General features: G+C 64.4%; 26 protein-coding genes. 6 read left to right on the forward strand and 20 right to left on the reverse strand.

Translation table 11 applies throughout. From position 1 onward, the window contains the following. Positions 1-7 precede the first annotated feature (7 nt). Positions 8-439 (forward strand): ACT domain-containing protein, encoded by a 432-nt coding sequence (locus DGI_RS12875; RefSeq protein WP_021761542.1) that lies wholly within the window; start codon positions 8-10, stop codon positions 437-439. A 176-nt stretch (positions 440-615) separates the two neighbouring features. Here the strand turns inward: DGI_RS12875 and dapB are convergent, their stop codons facing one another. The 4 genes from dapB to uvrB form a co-directional block, all read right to left on the reverse strand. After that, positions 616-1398 carry a 4-hydroxy-tetrahydrodipicolinate reductase gene (gene dapB / locus DGI_RS12880; protein WP_021761543.1) on the reverse strand — a complete coding sequence of 261 codons (783 nt, stop codon included), beginning with the start codon at positions 1396-1398 and terminating at the stop codon, positions 616-618. Positions 1399-1438: 40 nt separating this feature from the next. Beyond that, positions 1439-3496, reverse strand: a complete 2058-nt coding sequence (gene ligA, locus DGI_RS12885; RefSeq protein WP_021761544.1) for an NAD-dependent DNA ligase LigA — start codon at positions 3494-3496, stop codon at positions 1439-1441. 914 nt (positions 3497-4410) lie between these two features. Next, positions 4411-5451: a potassium channel family protein gene (locus DGI_RS12895; RefSeq protein WP_021761546.1), complete on the reverse strand. Its 1041-nt coding sequence runs from the start codon at positions 5449-5451 to the stop codon at positions 4411-4413. Beyond that, positions 5448-7550, reverse strand: coding sequence for an excinuclease ABC subunit UvrB (gene uvrB, locus DGI_RS12900; protein ID WP_021761547.1), 2103 nt, complete (start codon positions 7548-7550; stop codon positions 5448-5450). Before uvrB ends, DGI_RS12895 begins: the two co-directional genes overlap by 4 nt. 106 nt (positions 7551-7656) lie before the next feature. On the opposite strand from uvrB, the gene DGI_RS12905 reads away from it, so the two are divergent. Beyond that, positions 7657-8145, forward strand: coding sequence for a hypothetical protein (locus DGI_RS12905; protein ID WP_021761548.1), 489 nt, complete (start codon positions 7657-7659; stop codon positions 8143-8145). Between the two features lie 25 nt (positions 8146-8170). Further along, positions 8171-9304: an acyltransferase gene (locus tag DGI_RS12910; protein ID WP_021761549.1), complete on the forward strand. Its 1134-nt coding sequence runs from the start codon at positions 8171-8173 to the stop codon at positions 9302-9304. Between the two features lie 201 nt (positions 9305-9505). Here the strand turns inward: DGI_RS12910 and dxs are convergent, their stop codons facing one another. The 6 genes from dxs to ispG form a co-directional block, all read right to left on the reverse strand. Beyond that, on the reverse strand, positions 9506-11443 hold the full coding sequence (gene dxs, locus DGI_RS12915; protein ID WP_034607118.1) for a 1-deoxy-D-xylulose-5-phosphate synthase: 1938 nt from the start codon (positions 11441-11443) through the stop codon (positions 9506-9508). A 110-nt stretch (positions 11444-11553) separates the two neighbouring features. After that, on the reverse strand, positions 11554-12474 hold the full coding sequence (locus DGI_RS12920; RefSeq protein WP_081696751.1) for a polyprenyl synthetase family protein: 921 nt from the start codon (positions 12472-12474) through the stop codon (positions 11554-11556). Further along, positions 12471-12689, reverse strand: a complete 219-nt coding sequence (gene xseB / locus DGI_RS12925) for an exodeoxyribonuclease VII small subunit (protein ID WP_021761552.1) — start codon at positions 12687-12689, stop codon at positions 12471-12473. Before xseB ends, DGI_RS12920 begins: the two co-directional genes overlap by 4 nt. After that, positions 12686-14038, reverse strand: a complete 1353-nt coding sequence (xseA, locus tag DGI_RS12930; RefSeq protein ID WP_021761553.1) for an exodeoxyribonuclease VII large subunit — start codon at positions 14036-14038, stop codon at positions 12686-12688. The genes xseB and xseA overlap by 4 nt, the downstream gene beginning before the upstream one ends. A gap of 85 nt (positions 14039-14123) precedes the next feature. Beyond that, positions 14124-15887 carry a proline--tRNA ligase gene (locus tag DGI_RS12935; RefSeq protein WP_021761554.1) on the reverse strand — a complete coding sequence of 588 codons (1764 nt, stop codon included), beginning with the start codon at positions 15885-15887 and terminating at the stop codon, positions 14124-14126. Between the two features lie 21 nt (positions 15888-15908). Beyond that, positions 15909-17015, reverse strand: coding sequence for a flavodoxin-dependent (E)-4-hydroxy-3-methylbut-2-enyl-diphosphate synthase (gene ispG / locus DGI_RS12940; RefSeq protein WP_051286319.1), 1107 nt, complete (start codon positions 17013-17015; stop codon positions 15909-15911). Positions 17016-17233: 218 nt separating this feature from the next. On the opposite strand from ispG, the gene DGI_RS17420 reads away from it, so the two are divergent. Genes DGI_RS17420 through DGI_RS12955 form a run of 3 tightly spaced genes read left to right on the forward strand, consistent with a single transcriptional unit; the run spans position 17234 to position 19181 of the window. Then, positions 17234-18223, forward strand: coding sequence for a FlgO family outer membrane protein (locus tag DGI_RS17420; RefSeq protein ID WP_051286322.1), 990 nt, complete (start codon positions 17234-17236; stop codon positions 18221-18223). Positions 18224-18261: 38 nt separating this feature from the next. Next, positions 18262-18561, forward strand: coding sequence for a hypothetical protein (locus DGI_RS12950; RefSeq protein ID WP_021761557.1), 300 nt, complete (start codon positions 18262-18264; stop codon positions 18559-18561). Positions 18562-18575: 14 nt separating this feature from the next. After that, complete coding sequence (locus DGI_RS12955; protein ID WP_021761558.1) at positions 18576-19181, forward strand: FlgO family outer membrane protein; 606 nt, start codon at positions 18576-18578, stop codon at positions 19179-19181. Between the two features lie 65 nt (positions 19182-19246). Here DGI_RS12955 and selD read toward each other — a convergent pair whose 3' ends face one another. The 10 genes from selD to secY form a co-directional block, all read right to left on the reverse strand. Next, a complete protein-coding gene (gene selD / locus DGI_RS12960; RefSeq protein WP_081696752.1) occupies positions 19247-20302 on the reverse strand; it encodes a selenide, water dikinase SelD in 1056 nt (351 codons plus the stop codon). A gap of 6 nt (positions 20303-20308) precedes the next feature. Further along, positions 20309-21235, reverse strand: coding sequence for a selenium metabolism-associated LysR family transcriptional regulator (locus tag DGI_RS12965; protein WP_027192909.1), 927 nt, complete (start codon positions 21233-21235; stop codon positions 20309-20311). A gap of 97 nt (positions 21236-21332) precedes the next feature. Further along, positions 21333-21797, reverse strand: coding sequence for a 50S ribosomal protein L17 (gene rplQ, locus DGI_RS12970; protein ID WP_021761563.1), 465 nt, complete (start codon positions 21795-21797; stop codon positions 21333-21335). Beyond that, the gene (locus tag DGI_RS12975) at positions 21787-22830 is read right to left on the reverse strand and encodes a DNA-directed RNA polymerase subunit alpha (protein WP_021761565.1); all 1044 of its coding nucleotides are present in this window, start codon (positions 22828-22830) and stop codon (positions 21787-21789) included. The genes rplQ and DGI_RS12975 overlap by 11 nt, the downstream gene beginning before the upstream one ends. A 15-nt stretch (positions 22831-22845) precedes the next feature. After that, positions 22846-23472: a 30S ribosomal protein S4 gene (rpsD, locus tag DGI_RS12980; protein ID WP_021761566.1), complete on the reverse strand. Its 627-nt coding sequence runs from the start codon at positions 23470-23472 to the stop codon at positions 22846-22848. A 27-nt stretch (positions 23473-23499) separates the two neighbouring features. Beyond that, positions 23500-23889: a 30S ribosomal protein S11 gene (rpsK, locus tag DGI_RS12985; RefSeq protein ID WP_021761567.1), complete on the reverse strand. Its 390-nt coding sequence runs from the start codon at positions 23887-23889 to the stop codon at positions 23500-23502. 58 nt (positions 23890-23947) lie between these two features. Further along, complete coding sequence (gene rpsM, locus DGI_RS12990) at positions 23948-24319, reverse strand: 30S ribosomal protein S13 (protein WP_021761568.1); 372 nt, start codon at positions 24317-24319, stop codon at positions 23948-23950. Between the two features lie 12 nt (positions 24320-24331). Then, a complete protein-coding gene (gene rpmJ, locus DGI_RS12995; protein WP_021761569.1) occupies positions 24332-24445 on the reverse strand; it encodes a 50S ribosomal protein L36 in 114 nt (37 codons plus the stop codon). An 85-nt stretch (positions 24446-24530) separates the two neighbouring features. Beyond that, complete coding sequence (gene map / locus DGI_RS13000) at positions 24531-25295, reverse strand: type I methionyl aminopeptidase (protein WP_021761570.1); 765 nt, start codon at positions 25293-25295, stop codon at positions 24531-24533. Continuing rightward, positions 25292-26608 carry a preprotein translocase subunit SecY gene (gene secY, locus DGI_RS13005; protein ID WP_021761571.1) on the reverse strand — a complete coding sequence of 439 codons (1317 nt, stop codon included), beginning with the start codon at positions 26606-26608 and terminating at the stop codon, positions 25292-25294. The genes map and secY overlap by 4 nt, the downstream gene beginning before the upstream one ends. Positions 26609-26618: the final 10 nt, after the last annotated feature.

Consider the following 26618-nt stretch of genomic DNA (forward strand, 5'->3'; position numbering starts at 1 on the left):
CGCGTTCATGAAAGTGGAGCAGATTTCCATCTTTTTGGAGAACAAGGCCGGCCGGCTGGCAGAGGTCACCCGCACCCTGGCCGAGGCGGGCATCAACATCCGCGCCCTCTCCCTGGCCGACACCTCCGATTTCGGCATCCTGCGGCTCATCGTCACGGACATTGAACAAGCCAAAACCGCCCTCAAGGACAAAGGCTTCACCGTGGGCCGCACCACCGTGGTGGCCGTGGAAGTGGCGGACAATCCCGGCGGCCTGAACCACATCCTGGACCTGCTCTCCAAGGAAGGCGTGAACGTGGAATACATGTACGCCTTTGTGCAACAGAGCGGCAAGAACGCCATCCTGATCTTCCGCTTCGACCGCACAGACCAGGCCATCGAAGCCCTGCAGAAGCACGGCATCCCCATCGTGCCGGGGGAGAAGATCTACAATATCTAGAGCATGTCGTTTTTGAAAAGAATTCTCGGGGGAAAACCTTTCTGGAGAAAGGTTCTTCCNATTGTGATGCAAGGTCACTATAACAGTTTTGGAAGGGGAAAGCGCGAGAGGAGAGACTCTTTTTCAAGAGGTTTCCCCTCTCGCAGCGCGTTTGTCCCAGAACCTGGAAACGCGCCCTACAAAATATCCCCAATCCCGTACAACTTCCCGGGCTTCTGGCTGGCAAGCCACTTGGCGGCGCGCAGGGCGCCCTGGGCGAAGGTGGTTCGGGAATGGGCCTGGTGCGTGATTTCGATGCGTTCGCCCGGCCCCAGAAAGTACACCGTGTGCACGCCCACCACGTCCCCGCCGCGCAGGGTCTGCAGGCCGATTTCCTTTTGCGGGCGCGCGCCGATGATGCCTTCGCGGCAGCAGGTGGCCGTCTCCTTCAGGTCCCATTCGCGGGCCTGGGCCAGGCATTCGGCCAGCTTCAGCGCCGTGCCCGAGGGGGCGTCCTTCTTTTGATTATGATGGATTTCCATCACCTCGATGTCGTAGGCCTCGCCCAGGATCCGGGTCAGCTCGGGCAGGATCTTGAGCAGGGTATTCACGCCCACGCTCATGTTCGGCGCCCAAAGCACGGGCGCCTTGGCTGCGGCGTCGGCCATCTGGGCCTGCTGATCGGCCGTCAGACCGGTGGTGCCGCAGACCATGGGATTGCCGTGCACGGCGCAGGCCTGGGCCGTGCGCACGCTGGATTCCGGGGAGGTGAAGTCCACCAACACTGCGCCGGGAAGCTGGGGCAGCACCACATCCAGATCCGAGCCGAACACGCAGTTGAAGCACTCCAGCCCGGCCGTGCCGCCGCCGCGCTCCATCACGCCCACCAGCTCCAGGGCCGGGTCCGCCTGCACCAGTTGCGCAATGGTCTGCCCCATGCGGCCCTTGGCTCCCATGACGACGATCTTGACCGTGCCCATGCTCATCGTGCACTCCTCCCGAGGCTTTGCCCCGCCGGCCTTACAGACCAAACCGGCGGGTGAATTCCGCATAATCCACCATCTCTATGCCCAACTCCCGGGCCTTGGCAAGCTTGCTCTCGCCCGGGGCCTCGCCCACCAGCAGCAGGTCCGTCTTTTTGGAGACGGACGAGACGGCCTGCCCGCCCAGTCCCTCCACCAGGGCCTTGGCTGCCTCCCGCGAGAGGCCGGGCAGCGTGCCGGTGACGAGGATCTTCTTGCCGGCCAGGGGGGCGGCGTCAGGCGATGCGGGCGCGGCCGGGAGGTCCTCCCGCACGGGGATGAAGTCGGCGTCCGTGAGATCCTGCAGCAGCTTCTGATTGGCGGGATTGTGGAAGAACGCCCGGATGGACGCCGCCACTTCCGGGCCGATGTCTTCAATGGTCTGCAGCTCTTCGGCCGTGGTCTGTGACAGCGCTTCCAGGGAGCCGTACCGCCGCGCCAGGGCCTTGGCCGTCTGCTCGCCCACCAGTCGGATGCCCAGGGCGCTGATGGCTCGGCGCAGGGGCGGCCGGCGGGCCTGATCGATGGCGGCCAGCATGTTTTCGGCCAGCTTCTCGCCCATGCGCTCCAGGGGCAGCAGCTGTTCCTTCGTGAGGGTGAAGAGATCCGCCGGCGTCTGGACCAGGCCCTTTTCCGCAAAAATTTCCACCCACTTGCGGCCCACGCCATCCAGATCCAATCCGGCCTTGGAGACGAAGTGCACCAGGGACTTCACCCGCACGGCCGGGCAGGCCAAATTCAGGCACCGCCACGCAGCCTCGCCGGGCAGGCGGGAGGTCTCGCTGCCGCAGGCCGGGCACACGGCCGGAAAGCGGAAGGGCTCCGCCCCCGCGGGACGGGATTCCAGCACCGCGCCCAGCACCTCGGGAATCACATCCCCGGCGCGCTGCACGCGGACCACATCCCCCACGCGGACATCCTTTTCCCGAATCATTTCCTCATTGTGCAACGTGGCCCGACTCACGGTGACGCCGCCCACCTCCACCGGCTCCAGGATGGCCACGGGCGTGAGCACCCCCGTGCGGCCCACCTGGATCTGGATGTCCAGCAGCTTCGTGACGGCCTGATGCGCCGGAAACTTGAGGGCAATGGCCCAGCGCGGCGCACGGGCCGTGGCCCCCAGCTCGGTTTGCAGGTCACGGTCGTTGAGCTTGGCCACCACGCCGTCGATCTCAAAGGGCAGTTCCCCGCGCATCGCGCCAAGGCGGGCGTAGCAGGCCTCCACCTCGGCGGCGGCAGCGCACACGGTGGCTTCCGGCGGAATGACGAACCCCAGCGCCCTGAGCCCCTGCATGATCCCGGCCTGGGTGGTCCAGCGGTCCCGCCCGTCAGCCCATTCCATCCGGCCCACGCCATACGCCAGAAAGCGCAGGGGCCGGCTGGCGGTGATGCGCGAATCGAGCTGCCGCAGGGAGCCGGCCGCGGCATTGCGCGGGTTGGCGAAGGGCTTCTCGCCGGCGGTCTCCTGGCGTTCGTTCAGGGCGTCGAAGTCCTTGCGGAACATGACCACTTCCCCGCGCACTTCCAGCAGCTCGGGGATGTCCTCCCCCCGCAGGGCCAGGGGCAGGGTGCGGATGGTTTTGAGATTTTCGGAAATGTCCTCCCCGGTCTCGCCATCGCCGCGGGTGCCGCCGCCGACAAAGCGGCCCTGGCGGTACACGGCTTCCACGGCCAGGCCGTCCATTTTGGGGTCCACCCAGAACTCCAGGGACGACAGCGGGATGGACGCCGGCAGCAGCCGGGCCACGCGGCCCAGGAACTCGCGGAAGTCTTCCACCGTGAAGCCGTTGTCCAGACTGAGCATGGGCACGGCGTGCGGGAACGGCGGGAACTGCGTGGCCGGGACGCCACCCACGCGGCGGGTGGGCGAGGCGGGATCGTCCAGGGCCGGCCAGTCCCGCTCCAGGCGTTGCAGCTCCTGGAACAGGGCGTCGTATTCGGCGTCGGAGATGGCCGGATCGTCCAACACATAATAGCGATGGTTGTGTTCTTCCAACTGGGCGCGCAGCCGGGCGGCGCGGGCAACGAGTTCGGAGGGCGGCGTCTGGTGGGGCATCGTCGGGGCAATCCTTCACTCTAGAGCAAGTTATCTGTGAAACGAGTTCTCGGGGGAAAACCTTTCTGAAGAAAGGTTCTCCCCCGAACCNGGTTTCCCCTCTCGCAACGTCCTTTTTCAACATTAAAATGCGCCAGGTCAGGGAGGGAGCAGTCATCCACATCCGCAAAGCGGGCGGAAAGTTGGCGGACCACCACCTTCCAGTCCGGCCCCAGGCGGGCGCGGAGGTAGGCGTCTTCGTGGTCTGCAGCCTGGGACAAGAAATCGGGCGTCTGGCGGGCGGCGGTGTGGTGTTCGTGGCGGATGGGGATCTGATGATCCACCACCAGCGGCCAGCCGGCCTTGTGCAATCGCCAGGAAAGCCAGAGATCCACGCCGTAGCCGCGGGGGTTGTCCTGCCAATCAAGGCCCTGTCCACCCGGCAACGCCGTCACGGCCTCCAGTCGCAGCAGGGGGGCCACGCCATCCAGGAGCAGCACGCGGCGGAACTGCCGGGCAGGATCCTGCACCATCTGCCGATGGTACGGATGCCGGACCACGGCCGGGGAATACGCGCCAATGGCCTGGCCGCTGCGTGTCTCCAGGGCGTGCAGGCGCTGCCAGGCCTGATCCAGGACCATGCCGGCGGCGGCAAACCAGAGGTCGTTGTTCAGAAACCACACGTGCGTGCGGCCCTGGGCCTGCATGGCGTCCAGGGTCCAGGCCAGGGCCCCGGCCCAGTAGCGGTTCTCGGGCAGGCGGGTCCAGGCGTTGGGCCAGGGCTGGGGGGAGGCGTTGTCCAGGACGAACAGCCGGTCCCGCCAGCGCTCGCCCTGCCCGCTCAACTGGCGGTGCAGCCGGGCGGTGACGGCCGGATCCCCATAATGCAGGATGACCACCGCCGGGTCGGCCTGTTTGAAAAAGCCGTCCGCCATCTATAAAATTTCCTGGATTTGCAAGAAGTTCTCCGGCTTGCCGATGCACAGCAATCGGTCTCCAACATTGATGACGGCATCTGGCGCGGGGTTGAAGCGCATTTCCTCGTCGGCGTGCTTGATGCCGATGATGATGAGGTTGAAGCGCGGGCGGATCTGGCTTTCGATGAGGTTCTTGCCAATGAGGGATGAGTGCGGGCCGATGCGCAGCTCTTCCATCTGCAGATCCAGGCCGCCCTGCACGGCCATGTCGATGAAGTTGACCACCGAGGGCTTGAGCACGCTCTGGGCCATGCGCAGGCCGCCGATGGTGTGCGGCAGGACCACGCGGTCCGCCCCGGCGCGCTCCAGGCGGGAGATGTGGGACTCCTGATCCGCCCGGGAGACGATGACGATATCCGGGTTGAGCTGGCGGGCCGTGAGCACCACATACACGTTGGCCGCTTCCTGGGTCAGCGCGGTGATGAGGCTGCGCGCCCGGGTCAGGCCCGCGGCGAGGAGCAGCTCGTCCGAGGTGGCATCCCCGGCTAGGTGCAGCACGTTGTCCAGCTCCAGACGCCTGATGATGTCCGGATCCTGCTCGATGACCACCAGCGGGTGGCCTTCGCGCATGATCTCCCGGGCCACGATGGAGCCGATGCGGCCGTAGCCGCAGATGATGAAATGATTTTCCAGCCTGTCGATGGCCTTTTGCACGCGACGTCTCCCCAAAAGCTGATTGATGCGGCCCTCCACCAGCAACTGCGCGGCGGAGCCGGCCAGAAACGCAAAGCTGCCCACCCCGCCGAAAATCAGGAACGAGGTGAAGATGCGCGCCTCCTGCGAAAGCGGCCGCACCTCCTGGAACCCCACCGAGGACAGGGTGATGACCGTCATGTAAAAGCTGTCCCAGAAGTCCCACTCCTCAAAGGACATGTAGAACGATACGGATGTGGCGAAGATGATGGCCAGGGCCGCAGAGCCGGCGACAATGGGCCAGAACTCGCCCAGACGGGCGTGCAGCCTGCTGTAGCGCAGGTCCGGAGGAGTGATGGATTTCATGGAACGTCCGAGAACTCGGCGACGGTCAGAAGTTCACGCAGCCGCTTGATGCGGTCGCGCAGTTGGGCGGCGCGTTCGAATTCCAGCTCCTTGGCGGCCTCGCGCATCTGGCGTTCCAGGATCTTGATTTCCTTGGCGGCGCGTTTGGGGTCTGCGCCGTAGAGGGCGGCTTCTTCCGCCGCCAGGGGGGCCGGGGCTGCCTGGGCCGCTTCCGGCTGGCCGGGCTGGCCGGGCTGGCCCTTGCCGCGGCCGCGGCGGGACTTGCCGCCGTCCTGCTCACGCTGACGGGCCTGGGCGTGGATGGCGTCCAGGACATTTTCCGCCTCCTTGCGCACGGACTGCGGCACAATGCCATGGGCCTGATTGTGGGCAACCTGCCGGGCGCGGCGGCGTTCGGTCTCGTCCATGGCCACCTGCATGGAGGGGGTGATCCTGTCGGCATATAGCACCACCAGCCCGGCCACATTGCGCGCGGCGCGGCCAAAGGTCTGGATGAGGGACCGTGCGGAACGCAAAAAGCCTTCCTTGTCCGCATCCAGAATGGCCACCAGGGAGACTTCCGGCAGATCCAGCCCTTCGCGCAGCAGGTTGATGCCCACCAGCACATCGAATTCGCCCTTGCGCAGGGCCTGGAGGATGGCCACGCGCTCCAGGGTATCCACATCAGAGTGCAGGTAGCGGGCGGCCACACCCATCTTGGTGAAATATGCCGTCAAATCCTCGGCCATGCGCTTGGTCAGGGTGGTCACCAGCACGCGTTCGTCCCGGGCAATGCGCTCCTTGCAGCGGCCCAGCAGGTCATCCACCTGTCCCTTGACCGGCCGGACAAGCAGTTCCGGGTCCACCAAGCCTGTGGGACGGATGATCTGCTCCGCCACCACGCCCTGGCTCTGGCGCAGCTCGTAGTCTCCGGGCGTGGCCGAGACGTAGATGGTCTGCCCGATGCGCGCCTGGAACTCCTCAAAACTCAAGGGCCGGTTGTCCAGGGCCGAGGGCAGGCGGAAGCCGAAGTCCACCAGGGTGGACTTGCGGGAGCGGTCCCCGTTGAACATGCCGGCCACCTGGGACACGGCGATGTGGGATTCGTCGATGAACAGAATGAAGTCTTCGGGGAAATAATCCAGCAGCGTGGACGGCGGCGTGCCCGGGGCGCGGGCGTCCAGGTGGCGGGAATAGTTCTCGATGCCGTTGCAGTAGCCCATTTCCTCGATCATTTCCAGATCGAGCATGGTACGCTGCTCCAGGCGCTGGGCTTCCACCAGCTTGTTCTGGCGCTGGAACTCGGCCAGCCGTTCCTGCAGCTCCACGCGAATATCCCCCACGGCGCGGGCGAGGTTGTCGCGGTCCGACACGTAATGGCTGGCAGGATAGACCACGGTTTTGCGCAGCCGGCCCAGGATCTCGCCGGTCAGGGGATCCACCTCGCTCAGGGTCTCCAGCTCATCGCCAAAAAATTCCAGGCGCAGGGCGCGTTCGTGGTGGTAGGCAGGGATGATTTCCAGCACATCCCCACGCACGCGGAAGGTACCGCGATGAAAGTCGATGTCGTTGCGCTCGTACTGCACTTCCACCAGGCGGGCCATGAGGTCATCCATGCGCAGGCGCTGGCCTTCCTCCAGGGGAATGAGCATGCGGGCGTAGTATTCCGGAGAGCCCAGGCCGTAAATGCAGGAGACCGACGCCACGATGAGCACATCGCGCCGGGTGAGCAAGGCATGGGTGGCGGCGTGGCGGAGCTTGTCGATCTCGTCATTGATGGACGAGTCCTTCTCGATGTACGTATCGGACTGCGGGATGTAGGCTTCCGGCTGGTAGTAATCGTAATAACTGACGAAATACTCCACCGCATTGTCTGGGAACAGGGAGCGGAACTCGTTGTACAGCTGGGCGGCCAGGGTCTTGTTGGGGGCCAGCACCAGGGCCGGCCGGTTCACGCGGGCCACGGTCTGGGCCATGGTGAAGGTCTTGCCCGAGCCGGTGACGCCCAGAAGCACCTGATCCTTGACACCAGCCTGCAGGTTGGCCACCAGCTGGGCGATGGCCTCGGGCTGGTCTCCCTGGGGCGAAAAGACGCTGGATATGACGAAGGGCTGCTCCATGCCGGGCCTATATCACGAGGCATCCCCGTCCGCTACTCTTCCCAGGCGGCGGCAAATCACGTACAGCACCTGAAACCAAACGCCCAGACCAAAGGAAGCATCCATCATGGAAATCAACATCTACGATCCGCCCATCCCGCCGCGCATTCCGCGCTGCTACGTCATGACCGCCGTCATCAAAAGCTTCAAGGGCCGCCGCGATGTGGACGTGCATCTCTTCAAGCCCGAACTCGACGAGGCCGAGCGCGACAGCTACGAATGGGATGACGTGGTGGGCGACCCCATGCATCCCGACGTCTATTCCGATCCCGAACGCACCAAGCTGGTGGTGATGGAAGCCTTTACCCGGGACGAGGTGGACGCCATCATCCAATACTTTAAGGATCGCTACGCCGACCGCATGGCCAGCGTGAACGCCAGCCCCATGAACTTCCCCGTGCCCCAGGGCATGCCGCCCCTTTCCGCCATGCCGGAAGGCAAATCCATCGGCTTCATCCGCTTCAACCAGGTGCCGCAGTATCCCCTGTCCTTTGCCATGCATGGCATGTACGACCTGGAAGAACATCAGCCCCTGGCGCCGGAATCCCTGGCCTAGTACGGGACGCCACGAGTACGACGCAATGACGAGTAGTGCCGTCCTGTCTTCTCCTCCTGCCCAGGCTGCCGCTGCCCCGGGCCGTCAGCTCGGGCTGGACGTGCTGCGGTGCCTGAGCATTTACTTTGCCGTCATCGCCCATGCGGCTGCCGTGCTGCTGAACTATCCGGACATGCCCGTGCGCTGGTTCACGGCCACCACCATCACGGCCATCGCGTTTTTGAACATCCCGTCCCTGCTGATGATCACCGGGGCGCTGATGCTTTCGCCCCGGGCGGCAGCCAAGGAGCCAAACCCCGGCGAATTCTATCGCAAACGGCTGCCTAAGCTGGTGATTCCCCTGGTTGCGTGGTCCTTTATCTATTATGTGCGCAACCACTTCACCATGGATACCACCATCTTCCTGCCCACGTTCTTCAAGCGCATGGCCACCATCACCATGGAAGGACACATGTGGTACATGTACATGCTGCTTGGCGTGTACATCACGCTGCCGTTCCTGCGCGCCCTGGACATTCCCCGGCAGCGCAGCCTGGGCTGGTGGCTGGTGGGGGTGGTCTTTGGCCTGCATGTGCTCAACTTCGCCTGTCTGGCGGCGTGGGGCATGCCGCTGTACCACAAGTTCTCGGACGAGTTCATCTCCGTGTATGTGGGGTATGTGGTGCTGGGCTGGCTGCTGTATTCCGGCCCCGTGCCCTCGCGCCGCTGGACGCCGCTGCTGGCGCTCATCCTGGCGGCCGGGGTGGCCGGCACGGTGTGGCTGCAGTACCTCCACTCCTTCGTGGCCCTGCGCGAGGATAACGTGTACTTCCAGCACTTCTCGCCGTTCCACATCGCGTCGGGGGTGGCCTGCTTCCTGCTGTTCCGGCAGGCTCCATGGCGGTTCTCGCCTGTCGGGACCAGGTGGCTGCTGTCCCTTTCCGCCTGTTCCTACGGCATTTACCTGGTGCACATTCTGGTGCTGCAGTTCTTCACGGGCGTCATCGGGCACGTGTTCGACGGCAGCATCCTGCCCTCCCTGGCCGTGCCGGATCTGGCGGCCATGGGCATTCCGGAATGGCTCGGGGTGGTGCTGCTCTCCGTCTTCATCTATCTGGTCTGCTGGGTGATCACGGCCGGGATCCGCAAGATTCCGTACCTGCGGGAGATCATGCCGTAGGGCAAGTCATCTTTGATGCACGCGCGCTGCGAGAGGGAACCCTTTTCCAACAGGGTTCCCTCTCGCGCTCTCCCCTGCCAAGAATTTTATAGTATCCTGTAATCCTAGCAAAAGTCTTTGGGAGAGGGGTTCGGGGAGAACCCCTTTCTACAGAAAGGGTTCTCCCCGAGAGCGCTGTTCAAACGTGCGTATTTTGGACACTCAGGAGGCGGCAGGGGGCTCGTCTGCGTCCTGCACCAGGGCGCGCACGGCCGCGGCGATGCCGGCCTTGTCCAGGCCCAGGTGTTGCCGCAGGGCCTTCTGAGGGCCATGCTCGACAAAGCGATCCGGCAGGCCCAGGCGCTTGATGCGGGGTGAGCCGGCCCGGCAGAGCACGCCGCGATCCGCCAGACATTCCAGCACGGCCGAGGAGAAGCCGCCCAGGCGGGTGCCCTCCTCCACGATGAGCAGCCGGGGCCAGCGCGCGGCGGCCTCCACCAGCATGGCTTCGGGCAGGGGCTTGACGAAGCGCGGGTTCAGCACCGCGCAGCCAATGCCTTCCTGCGCCAGCAGCTGGGCTGCTTCCAGGGCAGGATACACACGGCTGCCCAGGGCGATGATGCAGCAGTCGGCGCAATCATCCCCGTCGCGCAGGAACTCGCCCTGCCCCAGGGGGATGGGGGGAATGGGCCGGGAATCGTCAAACACGGGCGCGCCGGGGCCCACGCCGCGAGGATAACGGATGGCGGCCGGACCGCTCAGCTCCAGGGCCGTGGCCAGCATGCGCTGCAGCTCGGGCTCATCCTTGGGGGCCATGAGCACCAGATTGGGGATGTGGCGCAGATAGGCCAGATCAAACGCGCCGTGGTGCGTGGGGCCGTCCTCGCCCACCAGCCCGCCACGATCCAGGCAGAACAGCACCGGCAGATTCTGCAGGCAGACGTCGTGCACCACCTGATCGTAGGACCGCTGGAGGAAGGTGGAATAGATGGCCACCACCGGCCGGTATCCCTGGGTGGCCAGGCCCGCGGCAAAAGTGACGGCGTGCTGCTCGCAAATCCCCACATCCACGAAGCGATCCGGATATTGTTTGGCGAAGCAGGCCAGCCCCGTGCCTTCGGGCATGGCCGCGGTGATGGCCACGATGCTCGAATTGCGCCGGGCCAGCCGACACAGGGTGTCGCCGAAGACCTCGGTGTACGTGGGCAGCAGGCAGCCGCCATGCTTGAGGGCCTCGCCGGTTTCCGGCTCAAAGCAGCCCACGCCGTGAAAATACGTGGGGTTCTGCTCCGCCGGCACGTAGCCCTTGCCCTTTTTGGTGAGCACATGGACCAGGATGGGGCCTTCCAGCTCCTTGACCTGCTCCAGCACATCCACCATGGCCGCAAGATCGTGCCCATCAATGGGGCCGAGATACTCGAAATGCAGGGCCTCGAAGAGCATGCCCGGGGTGACGAAGCTGCGGAAGGACGACTCGCTGCGGCGCAGGTATTCCACGATGTCCTGGCTGAAATCAGGCATCATCTGCCGCAGGATCTGCTCCGTGGACTTTTTGAACTGCTGCATGAAGCGCGAGCTCATCTTGCGGGACAAAAAGGCCGAGAGCGCGCCCACATTGGGGGAGATGCTCATCTCGTTGTCATTGAGGATGACGATGAGATCACGATCCATGTGGCCGGCCTGGTTCAGGCCCTCGAAAGCCAGCCCGGCAGTCATGGAACCGTCCCCGATGACGGCCACCACCTTGTTGTTCCGGCCGGCCAAGTCCCTGGCCATGGCCATGCCCAATCCGGCAGAAATGGAGGTGGAGGAATGGCCTACGGCAAAATGATCGTAGGGACTTTCGCAAGGTTTTGGAAAGCCAGAAAGCCCGCCCATGGTGCGCAAGGTTTTGAATTCCTTGAGCCGGCCCGTGAGCAGCTTGTAGGCATAGGCCTGATGCCCCACGTCCCAGATGAGCTTGTCCTTGGAAAAATCAAAGACCTTGCACAGGGCGATACTCAATTCCACCACGCCCAGGGAGGGGGCCAGGTGGCCGCCATTCCTGGAGACCGTGTCGATGATCACCTGCCGGAGTTCGGCGGCAAGGGCGGTCAGGGCGGAGAGGTCGAGGGGGGCGAGGTCGGCGGGCTTGGTGATGGCGGGCAACAATGGTTTCATGCGCGGGTTGGCCCCTGGTCGGATCATAGTCAACTGACAAAAAACAGCGGCGCGGCAGGCTCCTGCCTACGCGCTTTCCGCCGCGACGTAAAACAAAAAATCAATGGGCCTCAGCAGGCCCGGTCCACCACATAGCGGCACAGGGCGGTCAGGAAGGCGGCATCCCGACCCTGCCAGGAGTGCAGCTGCGCGGCGGCTTCGTCCGCGGCCTGACAGGCCAGTTCGCGGCTTTTTTCCAGCCCCACCAGGGAGACGTAGGTGGTCTTGCCCCGTTCGCGGTCGCTGCCGGCGGCCTTGCCCATCACGGCGGTGTCTCCCACTTCGTCCAGGATGTCGTCGGCAATCTGAAACGCCACGCCCAGGGCCGCGCCATAGCCGGCCAGGCGGGCCTGGTCCGCCTCGTCCGCCCCGGCCAGCAGGGCGCCGCACAGGCAGGAAGCCTGGATGAGCGCGCCCGTCTTGCGGGCGTGCATGTCCCGCAGCATGGGCAGGGTGATGTCCGTGCGCTTTTCGTAGCCCATGTCCAGGGCCTGACCGCCCACCATGCCCGCAGCCCCGGCGGCGGCAGCCATGGCGGCCACGGCCTGGAGCACGCGCCCGGGCGCCACTCCCTGCACACCGGCCATGCGCCGGAAGGCCTCGGTCAGCAGGCCGTCGCCCGCCAGGATGGCCATGGCCTCGCCGAAGACCTTGTGATTGGTCGGCTTGCCGCGGCGCAGGTCGTCGTTGTCCATGGCCGGGAGATCGTCATGGATGAGGGAATAGGTGTGGATGCATTCGATGCCGCAGGCAAAGGGCATGACGACGGCAGCATCCAGCCCGAACAGGGACGCCGCCGTGAGACACAGCACCGGCCGCAGCCGCTTGCCGCCGGCATGCAGGCTGTATTCCATTGCCTGCAGCAGGGGGGCGGGGATGTCCGCATCGTGCAGGCAGGTGCGCAGGGCAGTCTCCACCAGGGCGGCGCGCTCGGCCAGCAACTGCTTCATGGCCTCGGCCGACATGGGATCACACGTGGTCGCTTCGCTCATTGCGCCGCCTCCGGCTGGCCCTCGCGGGTCAGCAATTCCACCTCGTGCCGGGCCTGCTCCAGACGCTGGCGGCAGTCCCGGGCCAGGGTCAGGCCTTCCTTGTACAGGGCCACGGCCTCTTCCAGGGGGACATCCGGCTTTTCCAGGGCAGCCACCACCTCTTTAAGGCGGGTGGCCCGGGCTTCAAATGTGTCGCGAGGGGTTGCCTGGGTCATGACGACGCTCCTTGTGCCGATTCCGCCGATTTCACGGGATCCACCGTTTCCACAATCGCCTGCACCGTGCCGTCGGCCACCAGCACGGTGAGGGCATCGCCGGGCTGCACGTCCCCGATGCTGCGCAGGAAGCGGCCCGTGCGCCCCACCGTGGCCAGGCTGTAGCCGCGGGCCAGGGGGGCATGGGGATCCAGATGTCCCAGGGCCTGTTCCAGCCGGACCAGAGTCTGTTCCTGCCGGGTGAAGACGCCCTCCCCGGCCCGGCCCAGGCGCTCGGCTCCGGTGTTCACGGCAAGTCCAGCCGCCTCCAGCCGACGCAGCACGGCCGGTTCCAGGCGGGCGGCCAGGGCCTCCAGATCCTGTTCCCGGCTCCGCAGCCGCTGCACGGGCGACAGCAAAGACAACTGCTTTTCCAGCGCGCCGAACTCCCGCGCCGCATGGTCCAGCATTCTGGCCATGGCCCGCTGCAGGGCGACGTCCAGCAGATCCACCCCCTGCGCGAGGTCCCGGCGCTCCGGCCAGAGCAGCTGGGCTGCATGGCTGGGCGTGGCGGCGCGCACATCGGCAATCATATCCGCCAGGGTGGTATCCACCTCATGCCCGATGCCAGCCAGCACCGGCACCGCGCTCTGGAACACGGCCTCGGCCACGGCCTCCGTATTGAAGGCCCACAAATCTTCCAGGGATCCGCCGCCACGAATGAGCACGACCACCTGCGCCCAGCCGTCGGCATTGGCGTCTTTGATGGCCTGGGCAATCTGTCCGGCGGCCTGGTCCCCCTGCACCAGCACGGGATGCACGCGAAGATGCGCGCCCGTGCCGCGCGTCTGGGCCAGACGCAAAAAATCCTGCAGGGCCGCGCCCGAGGGCGAGGTGATCACCGCCACCCGGGCTGGATCCGTAGGCAGGGTGCGCTTGCGCTCCTGGGCGAACCAGCCCAGCCCGGCAAAGCGGCGCTTGAGGGCCTCGAATTCCAGATGCAGCCGGCCCAGGCCCACATCCTCCACAAATTCCGCCACCAGCTGATACTGCCCGCGGGGACCGTAAATGGTCAGCCCGCCGCCGCAGATCACCTCCATGCCGGCTTCCAGGATACGGGCAAGATCCTGCCCCGAGGCTTCCTTCCACTCGCCGGTCAGGGGGTCCACCCCACCCTCGTTGCGGCGCTGGGCGTGCTTGAACCAGACCACGCTGAGGGCCGCTTCCTCGTCCTTGAGGGAGAAATACACATGCCCCGAGGACGGCCGGGACAGGTTCGTCACCTGCCCGCGCACCCAGCAGAACGGAAACTCCCGCTCCAACAGGACGGTCAGCGAGGTGGTCAGCTCCCGGACGGAAAAGACTTTCATGGAAGGAGCACCTGCCCGGGACGGGAGACGCGCGAGGGGGAAGCGCCGTTTTCAAAAAGGCTTCCCCCCCTCGCAACGCCTTGGTTCAACATGCGGACGCAGGCCCTGGCACGCCCTGGCACACCCAGGCGTCCAGCACGCCCTGCCGCCAGACGGAGAAGGCATGCAGGAAGTTGTCCACGGGCAACTCGCCCTTTTCGCCGGTGCGGCGGTTCTTGACTTCCACCACGCCGCGGGCCAGGGCCTTGCCGCCCACCACAATCTGCAGGGGAGTGCCGATCAGGTCCGCATCCTTGAACTTCACGCCGGGGCGCTCGGCCCGGTCGTCCAGCAAGGCATCGATGCGATTGTTGCACAGCATAGTGTACAGCTCCTGCGCCTTGGCGGCCACGGTCTCGTCGTTGCCGGCCAGGGAGAGCACGGCGACTTCAAAGGGCGAGACCGGCGGCGGGAAGACGATGCCGTCGGCGTCGTGATTCTGCTCGATGCAGGCGGCCAGGATGCGCGACACGCCGATGCCGTAGCAGCCCATGATCATGTGCCGCTCCTTGCCCTGCTCGTCCAGGAATTTGGCGTCCATGGCCTGGGAATACTTGAGGCCGAGCTTGAAGACGTGGCCCACCTCAATGCCCTTGGCCAGGCGCACCGCACCGCCGCAGGCTGGGCAGGGGTCCTCGGCGGTGATCATGCGCAAATCCGCATACGCCACCGTGGCCGAATCCAGATCCCGGGCCAGATCCACATGGAGCAGGTGGGCGTCGGCCTGGTTGGCCCCCACGATGCAGCCCGTGGCGCCCTGCAGTTCCTGATCGATGACGATTCTGGCCACCTTGAGCCCCACGGGGCCGGCAAAGCCCACGGGCGCGCCGGTGACCGTGGCCACCACCTCGGGCAGGGCCAGGGACAGGGCCGTGGCGTCCAGATGATTCTTGAGCTTGATTTCATTGAGTTCCCGATCACCACGGACCAGGGCGGCGACGATCTCGCCATCGGCATCAAACAGCAGCGTCTTGACGATGGCCGTGGGCGACACCTTCAGGAACGCGGCCACTTCCTCCACGGTGTGCGCGCCGGGGGTGGCGACGACTTCCGCAGGGGCAGCGTCCTTGTCTCCGGCAGCAGCAGCGGCGGGCTTCACCTGGGCTTTTTCCAGGTTGGCGGCCCACTCGCAGGCGTCGCAGAAGGCAATGGTGTCTTCCCCTGTGTCGGCCAGCACCATGAATTCATGAGAGAAGTTGCCGCCGATGGAGCCGGTGTCCGCCTCCACGGCCCGGAACTTCAGGCCCAGGCGGGAGAAGATGCGGGTATAGGCCCCGTGCATGGCCCAGTAGCTCTTGTCTGCGCCTTCTTCATTCGTGTCGAAGGAATAGGCATCCTTCATGATGAATTCCCGGCCGCGCATGAGGCCAAAGCGGGGGCGAATCTCGTCGCGGAATTTGGTCTGAATCTGGAACAGATTCAGCGGCAGTTGGCGATAGCTTTTGACCTCGCCGCGCACCAGATCGGTCACCACTTCCTCGTGGGTGGGTCCCAGGCAGTAATCCCGGTCGTGGCGGTCCTTGAAGCGCAGCAGCTCCTTGCCGTAAAACTCCCAGCGGCCGGTTTCCTTCCAGAGGTCCCCGGGCTGAACCATGGGCATGAGGATTTCCTGCGCGCCGGCACGGGTCATCTCCTCGCGGACAACGGCGCTGATCTTGTTCAGGGCGCGCCAGGCCATGGGCAGGTAGACGTAAATCCCCGAGGTGAGCTTACGGATGAAGCCCGCCCGGACCAGCAGCTTGTGGCTGACGACTTCGGCGTCGCCGGGGGCTTCCTTGAGGGTGGGGACATACAGGGCGGTCATTTTCATGATGCACTTCCAAGACGCTGGTTAAAGGGTGCGCTGCCGTTCTTCGAGCAGGGCGTCCAGTTCTTCCAGAAACGCAGGCAGGAGGTTGTCGCCACCGCGCACGGCGCGCACCACCTTGCCTTTGCGGAAGATCACGCCCTTGTCCCGCCCGCCGGCCAGACCGATATCCGCCTCCCGGGCCTCGCCGGGACCATTCACCACGCAGCCCATCACGGCCACGGTGATGGGGGCTTCCACCTCGCGCAGGCGGGCCTCCACGGCCTCGGCCAGGGCGATGAGTTCGATTTCCGTGCGCCCGCAGGTGGGGCAGCTGACCAGTTCCGGCCCGCGCGCACCCAGGCCCAGGGCCCGCAGGATCTCCCAGGCCACCCCGGGCTCGGCCACGGGATCGTGCGTCAGGGAAACGCGCAGGGTATCCCCGATGCCGTGCCACAGCAAAACCCCCAGGCCCACGGAGGACTTGACCGAGCCGCGCACCAGGGTGCCGGCCTCGGTGACGCCGATGTGCAACGGATAGTCGCACTGTCCGGCCAGGAGCATGTAGGCCTCGATGGTATGCTGCACGCTGGAGGACTTGAGGGAAATTTTCGTCTCGTAAAATCCGCGCTCCTCCAGCATCCGCACGTGGCCCAGGGCGCTTTCCACCATGGCCGCGGGCGATGGGCCGCCGTGCCTGGCCAGGAGTTCCTTTTCCACGGAGCCGGAATTCACGCCCACCCGAATCACCGCGCCGTGGGCCTTGGCGGCGTCCACCACGCGATCCACCTTGTCCCGGCCGCCGATGTTTCCGGGATTGATGCGCAGCCCTTCCAGCCCGCTTTCCAGGGCCCTGATGGCCAGGCGATGGTCAAAATGAATGTCCGCAATGAGCGGCACCGGGCTTTGCGACCGGATGTCCGCCAGGGCCGCAGCGGCGGCTTCGTCCAGCACGGCCAGGCGCACCAGACTGCAGCCGGCAGCGGCCAGGGCCTGGATCTGCGCCACCGTGGCCGCCACGTTGCGGGTGTCGGTATTGGTCATGGACTGGACAACCACCGGGGCAGTGCCGCCGATGCGCACGCCGCCCAGCTGCAGTTGCCGCGTGGGCCGGCGAGGGGGGCGGAAGGAGGAATTCACGGGCAGTTGCATGAAGAACGGGCCTGTTGCGGGAAGATGAGGTGCACGCGCCAATTCATACCCATACGTGAAAAGCCTCGACAAGGGAAGAAGCGAACCCTGCGCCTCGCGGGCCGCAAAGGCTAAAGTGCTGGCGCGGATTGTCGATAACATCACCAGAGGCGGCACGGATGCCGTCCCGGATCGCGTTTCTTCCGCGACATCATCGCGCCTCAACAAGGATGTGCCCCATGCGCGCGTATACGAATCTCCGCCTGCTGATGCTGATCCCGCTGCTCTGGCTGCTGCTGGGACTGGCCGCGGCCCTGGCCCAGCCCGGCATGTCCCGTGACCGGAACTGCCCGCCGGGGTCGGACCGGCCGGACTGCCGCTCCCCGCGTTTGGCCGAAGGCTCGGCCGACGAACACAACACGTTTCCCCTCACGTTTTCTGCCGACGGGAGCACCATGACGGGCGGCGCCTCCGGCAAGCCGGAGATGCAGGACCCGCGCACCTGGCAGCCGGATCCCGGCGCCGTGGTCACGCTGGGCTCATATCAGCCCACCATGGTCAACGGCGTGGAGGTGCCCATGCAGCCCGTGCAGGACGTCCACACCGGCATGTACCTGCCAGACGGCCAGGGCGGCTACCTGTGGGTGGGCGAGCCAAACGCCATCCCCACCCCCAACCCCAACAACGAGGCGGCCATTGAGATTCGGCTCAAGGTCAAGGAGCTGGCGGACCAACTCCTTGGCGGCGGCATGGCCTTTGGGCAGGTGGTGATGCCCTCCAGCTTCGTGCATCAGGATCGCTACGACGTCTCCTCCTCCTTCGGCCGATACGCGGCCGAGCAGTTGATCCATGAATTCACCCGCCGTGGCGTGCGGGTGCGGGAGTATCATCTGCAAAAGGGCATCGACATGCGTCCTGGTCAGGGGGATTTCGCCATGAACCGTCGCGGTCCGAACGCTTCCGTGGCCAACCGCCATGTGGCCGTGCTCACGGGCACGTACTATTGGGACAAGGAAAACGTCTTCGTCAACGCGCGGCTGGTGCGCGGCGGCGACGGCGAAGTGCTGGCCACGGGCAGTCTGGTGTTCGCCCAGACCCTGGTGAGCAAAAAAATGCTGGCCACCACCGGCATGATGCTGGGCGAGACTTACGTGGGCGTGCGGGATTTCGATCTCATGACCAAAGGCCCCGGCCTGACGGACATCGACAGAGGCTTTGACATCAAATGATCCGGTGCCGTCAACGCATGACAAAGGCGGGTGCGTCCATGCCGAAGAGAACTGCCCTGCTGCTGCTGTCGCTGCTGTGTCTGCTGGCCGGCAGCTTCCTTTCCTGCCGCACCCGGCCGCCCCGCGGCTGGCACGAGCAGGAGGTGGTCTCCATTCCGTACAACGAACACAGCCTGGTGAACTATCGTCTGGCCAAGCAATACATTGCCCAGGGCCGCTACGAACTGGCCCGCTACCGGCTGCAGCAGGCGCACAACGCCGCCCGCACCCGGCCGGAGCAGCAGATGATCCAGCGCGAACTTGAAAACTGCGATCGCCTGATCCAGGCGAATCGGTAAAAAAGGGGGACGGCATGAAGCCTCTCACCATCGTGGCCATGGCAGCGCTGGCGGCCCTGCTCTGCGCCGCCCCGGCCCGGGCCGGCACCCTCCCCGCCCTGGCCCAGGCCCTGGCGGACGACCTGCACTTTCAGGTGGGCGAACAGATCGGCCTTTCCGGCGAGGTGGGCCAGGGCTACCGGCTCATCGTCACCACGCCCGTCAACCTGAATTCCCTGGAGATCGCCTCGCCCCTGGCCCGGCAACTGGCCGAGGAGCTGGCCACCAACTTCAGCAAGGCCGGCTACGTCATCCAGGAAATCCGGCGCGGCAACACCATCCTCTTCCGACCGGACCAGGGCGAACTGCTGCTGACCCGGCGCGTGGGGCTGGTGAACGACCGCAACATCCGCGGCGCGCTCATCCTGGCCGGCACGTATGTGGCCACCTCGCGCCACGTGCGCTTCACCATCAAGCTCATGGACGCCGGCTCCAACGATGTGCTGGCCATGAGCTCGCTCTCCCTGCCCGTGGACCCCGAAGCCATGGAGCTGATGGACGACGGCAGCGGCTCGCCGGATCTGAGCGTCGCCCCGTCGGTGCGTACCACCTTCAATCCGGGGTCGTGGACGTTGCGCTGAGCCGGAAAGGGAGCTGACGTGGCGGTGGGGAATCCTGCAGCAAATGATGAGGGGGCGGGATTCCCCTACACCAGCCGCAACAACGGCCCATCTCCCGACGGGCTGACATCCCCGGCCTCGCCGATGATTGCAGCCAGCTCGCCACGGTCTTCCAGCATGCGCACGGCCTGTTTCACCAGCGGCCCCGGCACGCCCAGCACCAGACCACCGGAGGTCTGGGCATCGAACACCAGATCAGACCGCACCGGGTCCAGCCCTGCTGCCACGGCCACAGCCGAGGCGCAAAAGCGGCGGTTGGCATGGCTGCCCTCGGGCAACAGTCCCATGCCGGCCAGTTCCACGGCTTCTTCGATAAAGGGAATATCCTGAAGGGACAAGGTGATGGAGACGCCGGACGCCCGGGCCATCTCCAGCAGATGCCCGCCCAGGCCAAACCCCGTCACATCCGTGGCCGCCGCCAGCCCCAGGGCGCGGATGACCTCCCCGCCCGCGGCATTGAGCCGCCCCGCCCAGCGGTAGAGCAGATCTTCCAGACGGTCCTTGTCTTCCCAGTCCGCCTTCACGGCCGTGGCCAGCACGCCGGTGCCCAGAGGTTTGGTGAGCACCAGGACATCGCCGGGCTTCAGCCCTGCATTGCGGGCGATGCGCCCCGGCTCCACCACCCCGGACACGGCCAGGCCGAACTTGATTTCCCGATCCTCCACCGAATGCCCGCCAGCCAGCACGGCACCGGCTTCCAGCACCTTTTCCAGCCCGCCCTGCAGCATGGCCTGCAGCACGGCGAGATCCATTTCCTTGGCCGGAAAGCAGACGATGTTCATGGCCGACCACGGCTCCCCGCCCATGGCGTACACGTCGGACAGGGCATTGGCTGCGGCAATCTGCCCGAAGCGCCAGGGGTCGTCCACGATGGGCGTGAAAAAATCCACCGTCTGGACAAGGGCCTTGCCCGGCGGAAACGTCAGCACCACGGCATCCTCGTTGCCGGCGGTGCCGGCAAGCACGCGAGGATCGGCCGGCACATGCAGCCCGGCGAGCACCACCTCCAGGTCCCCCGGAGGAATCTTGGCGGCTCAACCGGCAGCGGATGCGGTCTGGGTCAGTCGTTTGGAAGCAGTCATCCGGAATCATAATCCTTTGGATTGAGGGGCAACGCAGCCGTCGCGGCTGCACCGGGTCACAAGAAATTCGTGGCAGGTCCGGGCCGCCGGAAAGAGCACCCGCTGGGCATGGGCAATGCACCAAAATTCGCGTTCCATACGCAGGGCCGGCAGGGCCACTTCCACCAGTTCGCCGCGGGTCAGCAACTGCTGGGCGGCCAGTCGGGAGGTGACAGCCAGCCCCATGCCCGCCGCGGCGCAGGCCAACAGCGCCTGGGTGGAGGCCACCTCGATGGCCTGGCGCAGCTCGCGCACATCCTTGCCCGCCCGGGACAAGGCCTGCTCCATGGCCTGACGCGTGCCGGAGCCGGGCTCGCGCATGATCCAGGGCTGGGCCAGACGATCCTCAAGGGGCAGCACCGTGGCGGCAGTGGAAAAAGCCGGCGCGGCGACGCATACCAGCTCGTCGTTGCACAGAAAGGTGGCCGTCAGCTCCGCATGGTCCGGCCTGGCGCCCACCACGCCCAGCATGCATTCCCCCTGGCTCACGGCCTGGGTGATGGCGGCGGAATCCCCGGTCTGCATGCGGATAGACACATCGGGATAGGCCTTGAGGAAGGCCGCCAGCAGCCCGGGCAGCAGGGAACCGGCGGGGATGGTGGACGCGCCGAGGATCACCTCGCCCGTCACACGATGCATCAGGCCGTGAACCTCGGCCTTGGCCAGATCCACCAGCCGGAAGATGTCCGTAGCCCGTGCGTAGAGGGCCTTGCCAGCCGGTGTGGGCAGTACGGTGCGGCCCATGCGGTCGAAGAGGCGCGCGCCCAATTCCTTTTCCAGGGTCTGGATATGGGCGCTGATGGTGGGCTGGGAGAGGAACAGATCATCCCCGGCCCTGGAAAAGCTCAGCCGCTCATAGACCTTGCAAAAGGCTTCCAATCTGCGGAAGTCCATGTCACGATCCTCCCTATCGAAAAATTCAATACCAACGCCCAAAAAAAAGCAAGCCCCGAGGGTTCCCGGGGCTTGCTTGAGGATGGGCGAGGATCTGCTAGGCCTCGGCGGCAGCTTCGGCAGCTGCGGGTGCAGCAGCCGGGGCCGGAGCCGGTGCAGCGGCCGGGGCTTCCTTTTTGGCTTTGGGGGCGGCAATGTCGCCCTCATAGCGGGTGAATTCAATGATGGCCATGGGCGCACAGTCACCGGTGCGGGGCTGGCTCATGCGCACCACGCGGGTGTAGCCGCCACCGCCGGCAGCGAACCGGGGGCCGATTTCGTCAAACAGTGTCTTGACGAGACCATGGTTGCCCAGCACCTTGTACGCCAGACGGCGGGAGTGCAGGTCGTTGCGCAGGGCCAGGGTCACCAGCTTGTCGGCCACGGGACGGAGCTCCTTGGCCTTGGCTTCGGTGGTCTGGATGCGGCCATGGATGATCAGGGCCTTGGCCATGTTACGCAGCAGCGCCTTGCGGTGTTCCCAAGTTCTGCCGAGTTTGCGTCCGCGTTTGTTATGCCTCATGTTGCTCTTTCCTCTTGAGCCATTCCTGGTAGCGCTGCTCGAAGTTGTCCACTTTCAGGCCAAATTCCAGGCCCATGTCCTGCAGGACGCGACGAATCTCGTCCAGGGACTTGCGGCCGAAGTTTTTGGTCTTGAGCATATCGTTCTCGGTCCGCTGCACCAGTTCGCCCACCAACGAGATGTTGGCGCTTTTCAGGCAGTTGGTAGCGCGGACAGAGAGTTCCAGCTCATCGATGGACTTGAAGAGATTCTCGTTCAGGTCGGACGACAGGGAGGAGCCGATGCCGTCTTCCTGGGAGACCTCTTCATCGAAGTTGATGAAGACCGTCAGCTGATCCTTAAGGATCTTGGCCGAGTAGGCGATAGCGTCTTCAGGGGAGACGCTGCCGTCAGTCCAGACTTCCAGAATGAGCTTGTCGTAGTTGGTCATCTGGCCCACGCGAGCCTGCTCCACGGTGTACGCCACGCGGCGCACGGGGGAGAAGCTGGCGTCGAGCTTGATCAGGCCGATTTCATCGGAAAGGCCCTCGTGCATTTCCGCCGGCACATAGCCCTTGCCCATGCGAAGTTCCAGCTCCATATGCAGGGGAACGTCTTCGGTGAGGGTGGCGATGTGCTGTTCGGGGTTGAGCACGGCGACATTGTGCGTCTCTCTGACGGCGGCGGCCGTAACCACACCGCGCTGATCCGCCTGCAGGTGGATGCGCTGCGGGTCGTCGGAGCTCATGGCGAAACGCACTTGCTTGATGTTGAGGACAATATCCGTCACGTCCTCCATCACCCCGGGGATGGTGGTGAATTCGTGCTGCACCCCGTCGACGCGCATGGCCACCGGTGCGGCGCCCTGCAGCGCGGACAAGAGGACCCGCCGCAGCGCATTGCCGATGGTGGTGCCGAAGCCGCGCTCCAGGGGTTCGCAGACGAACCTGCCATACAGCACGTCGGACTTGCCGTCGCGCACGATCTGCTCGGGCCTGACGAGTTCCTGCCAGTTCCGGGTGTTGATGAGCCGTTCGCCCTGTCTGATGAGCATGGTCCGCGGCCTTCCTTACTTGGAATAGAGTTCGACGATGAGGTGTTCGGCGATGGGGAACGTGATGTCCTCGCGCTGAGGCAGGGCCTTCACGGTGCCCTTGAAGTTCGCGCCGTCCACTTCGAGCCAGGCGGGGCAGCCGCGGCGGGCGATGACGTCCTGCGCTTCCAGAATCACTGGAATTTTGCGGGAGCCCTCGGCCACCACCACCACATCGCCGGGTTTGCAGCTGTAGGAAGGAATGTCCACGCGACGTCCGTTGATCTGGAAGATGCCATGCCGCACCAGCTGGCGGGCCTGGTCGCGGGAGTTGGCAAAGCCCATGCGGTAGATCACATTGTCCAGGCGGCGTTCAATGAGGGACAGCAGATTGGTGCCGGTGACACCTTTCATCATGTCGGCCTTCTTGAAGTAGGCGCGGAACTGATCTTCCAGGATGCCGTACATGCGGCGCACCTTCTGCTTTTCGCGCAGCTGGACGGCATAGTCGCTCATTTTGCGACGCAGCCGGCCGGCCTGGCCTGGTGCGTACGGACGGCGCTCGTAAGCGCATTTGTCGGTGTAGCAACGGTCGCCCTTGAGGAAGAGCTTGGCGCCTTCGCGGCGGCAAAGGCGGCATTTGGCGTCAATATAGCGGGCCATGTATCTCTCTCCTATTCCTCAAATCCCTTAGACACGGCGCCGTTTGGGAGGACGGCAGCCATTGTGGGGGATGGGCGTGATATCGCGAATGAACGTCACCTTGAAACCGGCATTATTGATGGCGCGCATGGCGGATTCGCGGCCGGAGCCGGGACCCTTGACGTACACGCCCACGGTGCGCATGCCATTGTCCTGGGCCTTGCGGGCTGCAGTTTCAGCAGCAATCTGCGCGGCAAAGGGCGTGGACTTGCGCGAGCCCTTGAAACCGGAACCGCCGGCCGAGGCCCAGCTGATCACGTTGCCCTTGACGTCGGTAAAGGTGATGATGGTGTTGTTGAACGTCGCGCGGATGTGGGCATGCCCAACCGGGACGTTTTTCTTCTCTTTCTTCTTAGCAGTACGCTTTGGCTTGGCCATAATGCTCTCTACCTGTATGCTCGATCATCGGGTTGCACAAGTGGTTGCGGCCGGGGGGCTATTTCTTCTTCTTGGCCACAGCGCCACGACGCGGCCCCTTGCGGGTGCGAGCGTTGGTGTGGCTGCGCTGACCACGAACCGGCAAGCCGCGGCGGTGCCGCAAGCCACGGTAGCAACCGATATCCATCAATCGCTTGATATTGGCAGTGATCTCACGGCGGAGATCGCCTTCCACTTTGTGGTTGGATTCGATTTCCTTGCGGATCTCGTTCACTTCTTCAGGGGTCAGATCATCGGAACGCTTGGTCCAATCCACACCGGTGGCGTCGAGGATCTGCAACGCCGTATGCCGACCAATACCGAAAATGTAGGTCAGCGCAACGTCCATCCGCTTGGAGCGGGGCAAATCAACGCCTGCAATGCGCGCCATCGTACTATCTCCTTAGCCTTGCCGTTGTTTGTGGCGAGGGTTTTCGCAGATGATGCGCAGCACGCCCTTGCGCCGGATGACCTTGCATTTGGGACAAATTTTCTTCACCGAAGGCCGCACCTTCATGGCCTTGCTCCTTTTGCTGCGTCTCGTTGTAAACATTCGCGGCGCCCAGGGCGCCTCGTTGGCTTCCTGTCGCCCTCGCGCATTCTTATCGAACGCTCAAAATGCAGGGCCCGTCTTCGGTCACCGCCACCGAGTGCTCGAAATGCGCTGCAAGGCTGCGGTCTTTTGTGACCGCTGTCCAATTGTCATCGAGGATTTCCACCTCGCTCGATCCCATGGTGACCATGGGTTCGATGGCCAGCACCATGCCGACCTTGAGTGGCACGCCTGGCATGCCTTTGGGCACGAAATTCGGGATTTCCGGCTTTTCATGCAGCCGGCACCCGATGCCGTGCCCGACGAAGCGGCGGACCACGTCAAATCCCGCCTGGCGAACGTGCTCATGGATGGCAGCAGACACATCATACAACTGGTTGCCTGGGTGCACCATGTCGATGCCGCGCATGAGAGATTCTTCCGTCACCTGCAGCAGCCGCGTTGCAGATGCCGAAATGGCTCCCACCGGGAAGGTCCGGGCGGAATCGCCATAAAAGCCCTCATGGATCACACCCATATCCAGGCTGACGATGTCGCCTTCCTTGAGTACGCGCGAGGAAGGAAACCCGTGTACCACTTCTTCGTTCACAGAACAACATAAAGCATAGGGGAATCCGTGGTAACCCTTGAACGCGGGTTGCACATCGAACTCCTTGCACATGGCGACGGCAATGTCCTCCAGCGCCATGGTTTCCATGCCCGGCCGCACAGCCTGCCCCAACGCATCCAGGATGGTGCAGACCATGCGGTTTGCTTCCCGAAGAATGCGAATTTCTTGCTCATTCTTCAGAAAGATGCCGCGAAACTTCTTCACTGCCGTCTGCCCCGGACGCGGCCTTTCTGCATCAACCCCTCGTACTGGCGGGAGATGAGATACGATTCAATCTGTCCCATGAAGTCCATGGCCACCCCCACCACGATGAGCAGGCTGGTGCCGCCAAAATAAAACGGGACGCTGAACTGCTGGATCAGCAGCATGGGCAGTACGCAGATGGCTGAGATGTATATCGCGCCCCACAGGGTGATGCGGGTGAGCACGCGATCGATATATTCCTGCGTCTTGGAGCCGGGGCGAATGCCCGGCACAAAGCCGCCCTGGTTTTTCAGGTTCTCGGCAATATCCTTGGGATCAAAGATAATCGCCGTGTAAAAAAAGCAGAAAAAGACGATCATGGCCACAAACAGGACATTGTACAGCACGGTGTTGGGGGCAAAATAGGCCGCCATCTGCTGCAATGGCTCCCAGGTGGAGAACTGGCCGATGGTTGCCGGGAACATGAGCACGCTGGAGGCGAAAATGGGGGGAATGACGCCCGCCGTATTCACCCGCAACGGCAAATGGGTGGACTGTCCGCCCATCATGCGCCGCCCCACCATGCGTTTGGCATACTGAATGGGGATTCGCCGCTGGGCACGCTCCATAAACACAATGAAGCCCAGCACCGCCACCATCATGGCCAAAATCAACAGCAACACCAGCACATTCAGCTCCCCGGTGCGGATGAGCTGAAAGGTGTTGATGATGGCCCGGGGGAACCCGGCAACAATCCCTGAGAAAATAATCAGGGAAATACCGTTGCCAAGCCCTTTTTCCGTAATCTGCTCGCCGAGCCACATCACGAAAATGGTGCCGGCCGTCATGGTCAGCACTGTGATCAGGCGAAATGTCCAGCCAGGCTCAAGCACCACCGGGGCGCCGCCTGGGGAGGCCATGCTTTCCAGCCCCACGGCAATGCCGAAGCCCTGAAACAGGGTGATCAGCACTGTGCCGTAGCGGGTGTATTGGGTGATCTTCTTACGCCCGGCTGCGCCTTCTTCTTTTTGCAGGCGCTTGAGCTCAGGCACGGCCACCGTCAGCAACTGCATGATGATGGAGGCCGAGATATACGGCATGATCCCGAGGGCCAGGATGGACAGGTTGGAGAGTCCGCCGCCGGAAAACATGTCGAACAACCCGAACAGGGTGTTCTTCATGCTGGCGAAAAAATCCTGAAGCGCCGAGGCATCCACGCCCGGCACCGGCACGTGAATGCCGATGCGGTAGACGGCCAGCAGCCCGAAGGTCCAGAGCAGCTTCCGTTTCAGTTCAGGCAACCGGGCCAGATTCTCCACACCTGTCATAGCCATATGCGACAAC

The sequence above is a fragment of the Megalodesulfovibrio gigas DSM 1382 = ATCC 19364 genome (assembly GCF_000468495.1).
Lineage (GTDB): Bacteria > Desulfobacterota > Desulfovibrionia > Desulfovibrionales > Desulfovibrionaceae > Megalodesulfovibrio > Megalodesulfovibrio gigas.

What these genes read in the sequence shown, in the direction of transcription:
- DGI_RS12875 (WP_021761542.1), top strand. Translation starts at nt 8, where the DNA reads ATGAAAGTGGAGCAGATTTCCATCTTTTTGGAGAACAAGGCCGGCCGG.
- dapB (WP_021761543.1), bottom strand. Translation starts at nt 1,398, where the DNA reads ATGGGCACGGTCAAGATCGTCGTCATGGGAGCCAAGGGCCGCATGGGG.
- ligA (WP_021761544.1), bottom strand. Translation starts at nt 3,496, where the DNA reads ATGCCCCACCAGACGCCGCCCTCCGAACTCGTTGCCCGCGCCGCCCGG.
- DGI_RS12895 (WP_021761546.1), bottom strand. Translation starts at nt 5,451, where the DNA reads ATGAAATCCATCACTCCTCCGGACCTGCGCTACAGCAGGCTGCACGCC.
- uvrB (WP_021761547.1), bottom strand. Translation starts at nt 7,550, where the DNA reads ATGGAGCAGCCCTTCGTCATATCCAGCGTCTTTTCGCCCCAGGGAGAC.
- DGI_RS12905 (WP_021761548.1), top strand. Translation starts at nt 7,657, where the DNA reads ATGGAAATCAACATCTACGATCCGCCCATCCCGCCGCGCATTCCGCGC.
- DGI_RS12910 (WP_021761549.1), top strand. Translation starts at nt 8,171, where the DNA reads ATGACGAGTAGTGCCGTCCTGTCTTCTCCTCCTGCCCAGGCTGCCGCT.
- dxs (WP_034607118.1), bottom strand. Translation starts at nt 11,443, where the DNA reads ATGAAACCATTGTTGCCCGCCATCACCAAGCCCGCCGACCTCGCCCCC.
- DGI_RS12920 (WP_081696751.1), bottom strand. Translation starts at nt 12,474, where the DNA reads ATGAGCGAAGCGACCACGTGTGATCCCATGTCGGCCGAGGCCATGAAG.
- xseB (WP_021761552.1), bottom strand. Translation starts at nt 12,689, where the DNA reads ATGACCCAGGCAACCCCTCGCGACACATTTGAAGCCCGGGCCACCCGC.
- xseA (WP_021761553.1), bottom strand. Translation starts at nt 14,038, where the DNA reads ATGAAAGTCTTTTCCGTCCGGGAGCTGACCACCTCGCTGACCGTCCTG.
- DGI_RS12935 (WP_021761554.1), bottom strand. Translation starts at nt 15,887, where the DNA reads ATGAAAATGACCGCCCTGTATGTCCCCACCCTCAAGGAAGCCCCCGGC.
- ispG (WP_051286319.1), bottom strand. Translation starts at nt 17,015, where the DNA reads ATGCAACTGCCCGTGAATTCCTCCTTCCGCCCCCCTCGCCGGCCCACG.
- DGI_RS17420 (WP_051286322.1), top strand. Translation starts at nt 17,234, where the DNA reads ATGCGCGCGTATACGAATCTCCGCCTGCTGATGCTGATCCCGCTGCTC.
- DGI_RS12950 (WP_021761557.1), top strand. Translation starts at nt 18,262, where the DNA reads ATGCCGAAGAGAACTGCCCTGCTGCTGCTGTCGCTGCTGTGTCTGCTG.
- DGI_RS12955 (WP_021761558.1), top strand. Translation starts at nt 18,576, where the DNA reads ATGAAGCCTCTCACCATCGTGGCCATGGCAGCGCTGGCGGCCCTGCTC.
- DGI_RS12965 (WP_027192909.1), bottom strand. Translation starts at nt 21,235, where the DNA reads ATGGACTTCCGCAGATTGGAAGCCTTTTGCAAGGTCTATGAGCGGCTG.
- rplQ (WP_021761563.1), bottom strand. Translation starts at nt 21,797, where the DNA reads ATGAGGCATAACAAACGCGGACGCAAACTCGGCAGAACTTGGGAACAC.
- DGI_RS12975 (WP_021761565.1), bottom strand. Translation starts at nt 22,830, where the DNA reads ATGCTCATCAGACAGGGCGAACGGCTCATCAACACCCGGAACTGGCAG.
- rpsD (WP_021761566.1), bottom strand. Translation starts at nt 23,472, where the DNA reads ATGGCCCGCTATATTGACGCCAAATGCCGCCTTTGCCGCCGCGAAGGC.
- rpsK (WP_021761567.1), bottom strand. Translation starts at nt 23,889, where the DNA reads ATGGCCAAGCCAAAGCGTACTGCTAAGAAGAAAGAGAAGAAAAACGTC.
- rpsM (WP_021761568.1), bottom strand. Translation starts at nt 24,319, where the DNA reads ATGGCGCGCATTGCAGGCGTTGATTTGCCCCGCTCCAAGCGGATGGAC.
- rpmJ (WP_021761569.1), bottom strand. Translation starts at nt 24,445, where the DNA reads ATGAAGGTGCGGCCTTCGGTGAAGAAAATTTGTCCCAAATGCAAGGTC.
- secY (WP_021761571.1), bottom strand. Translation starts at nt 26,608, where the DNA reads ATGGCTATGACAGGTGTGGAGAATCTGGCCCGGTTGCCTGAACTGAAA.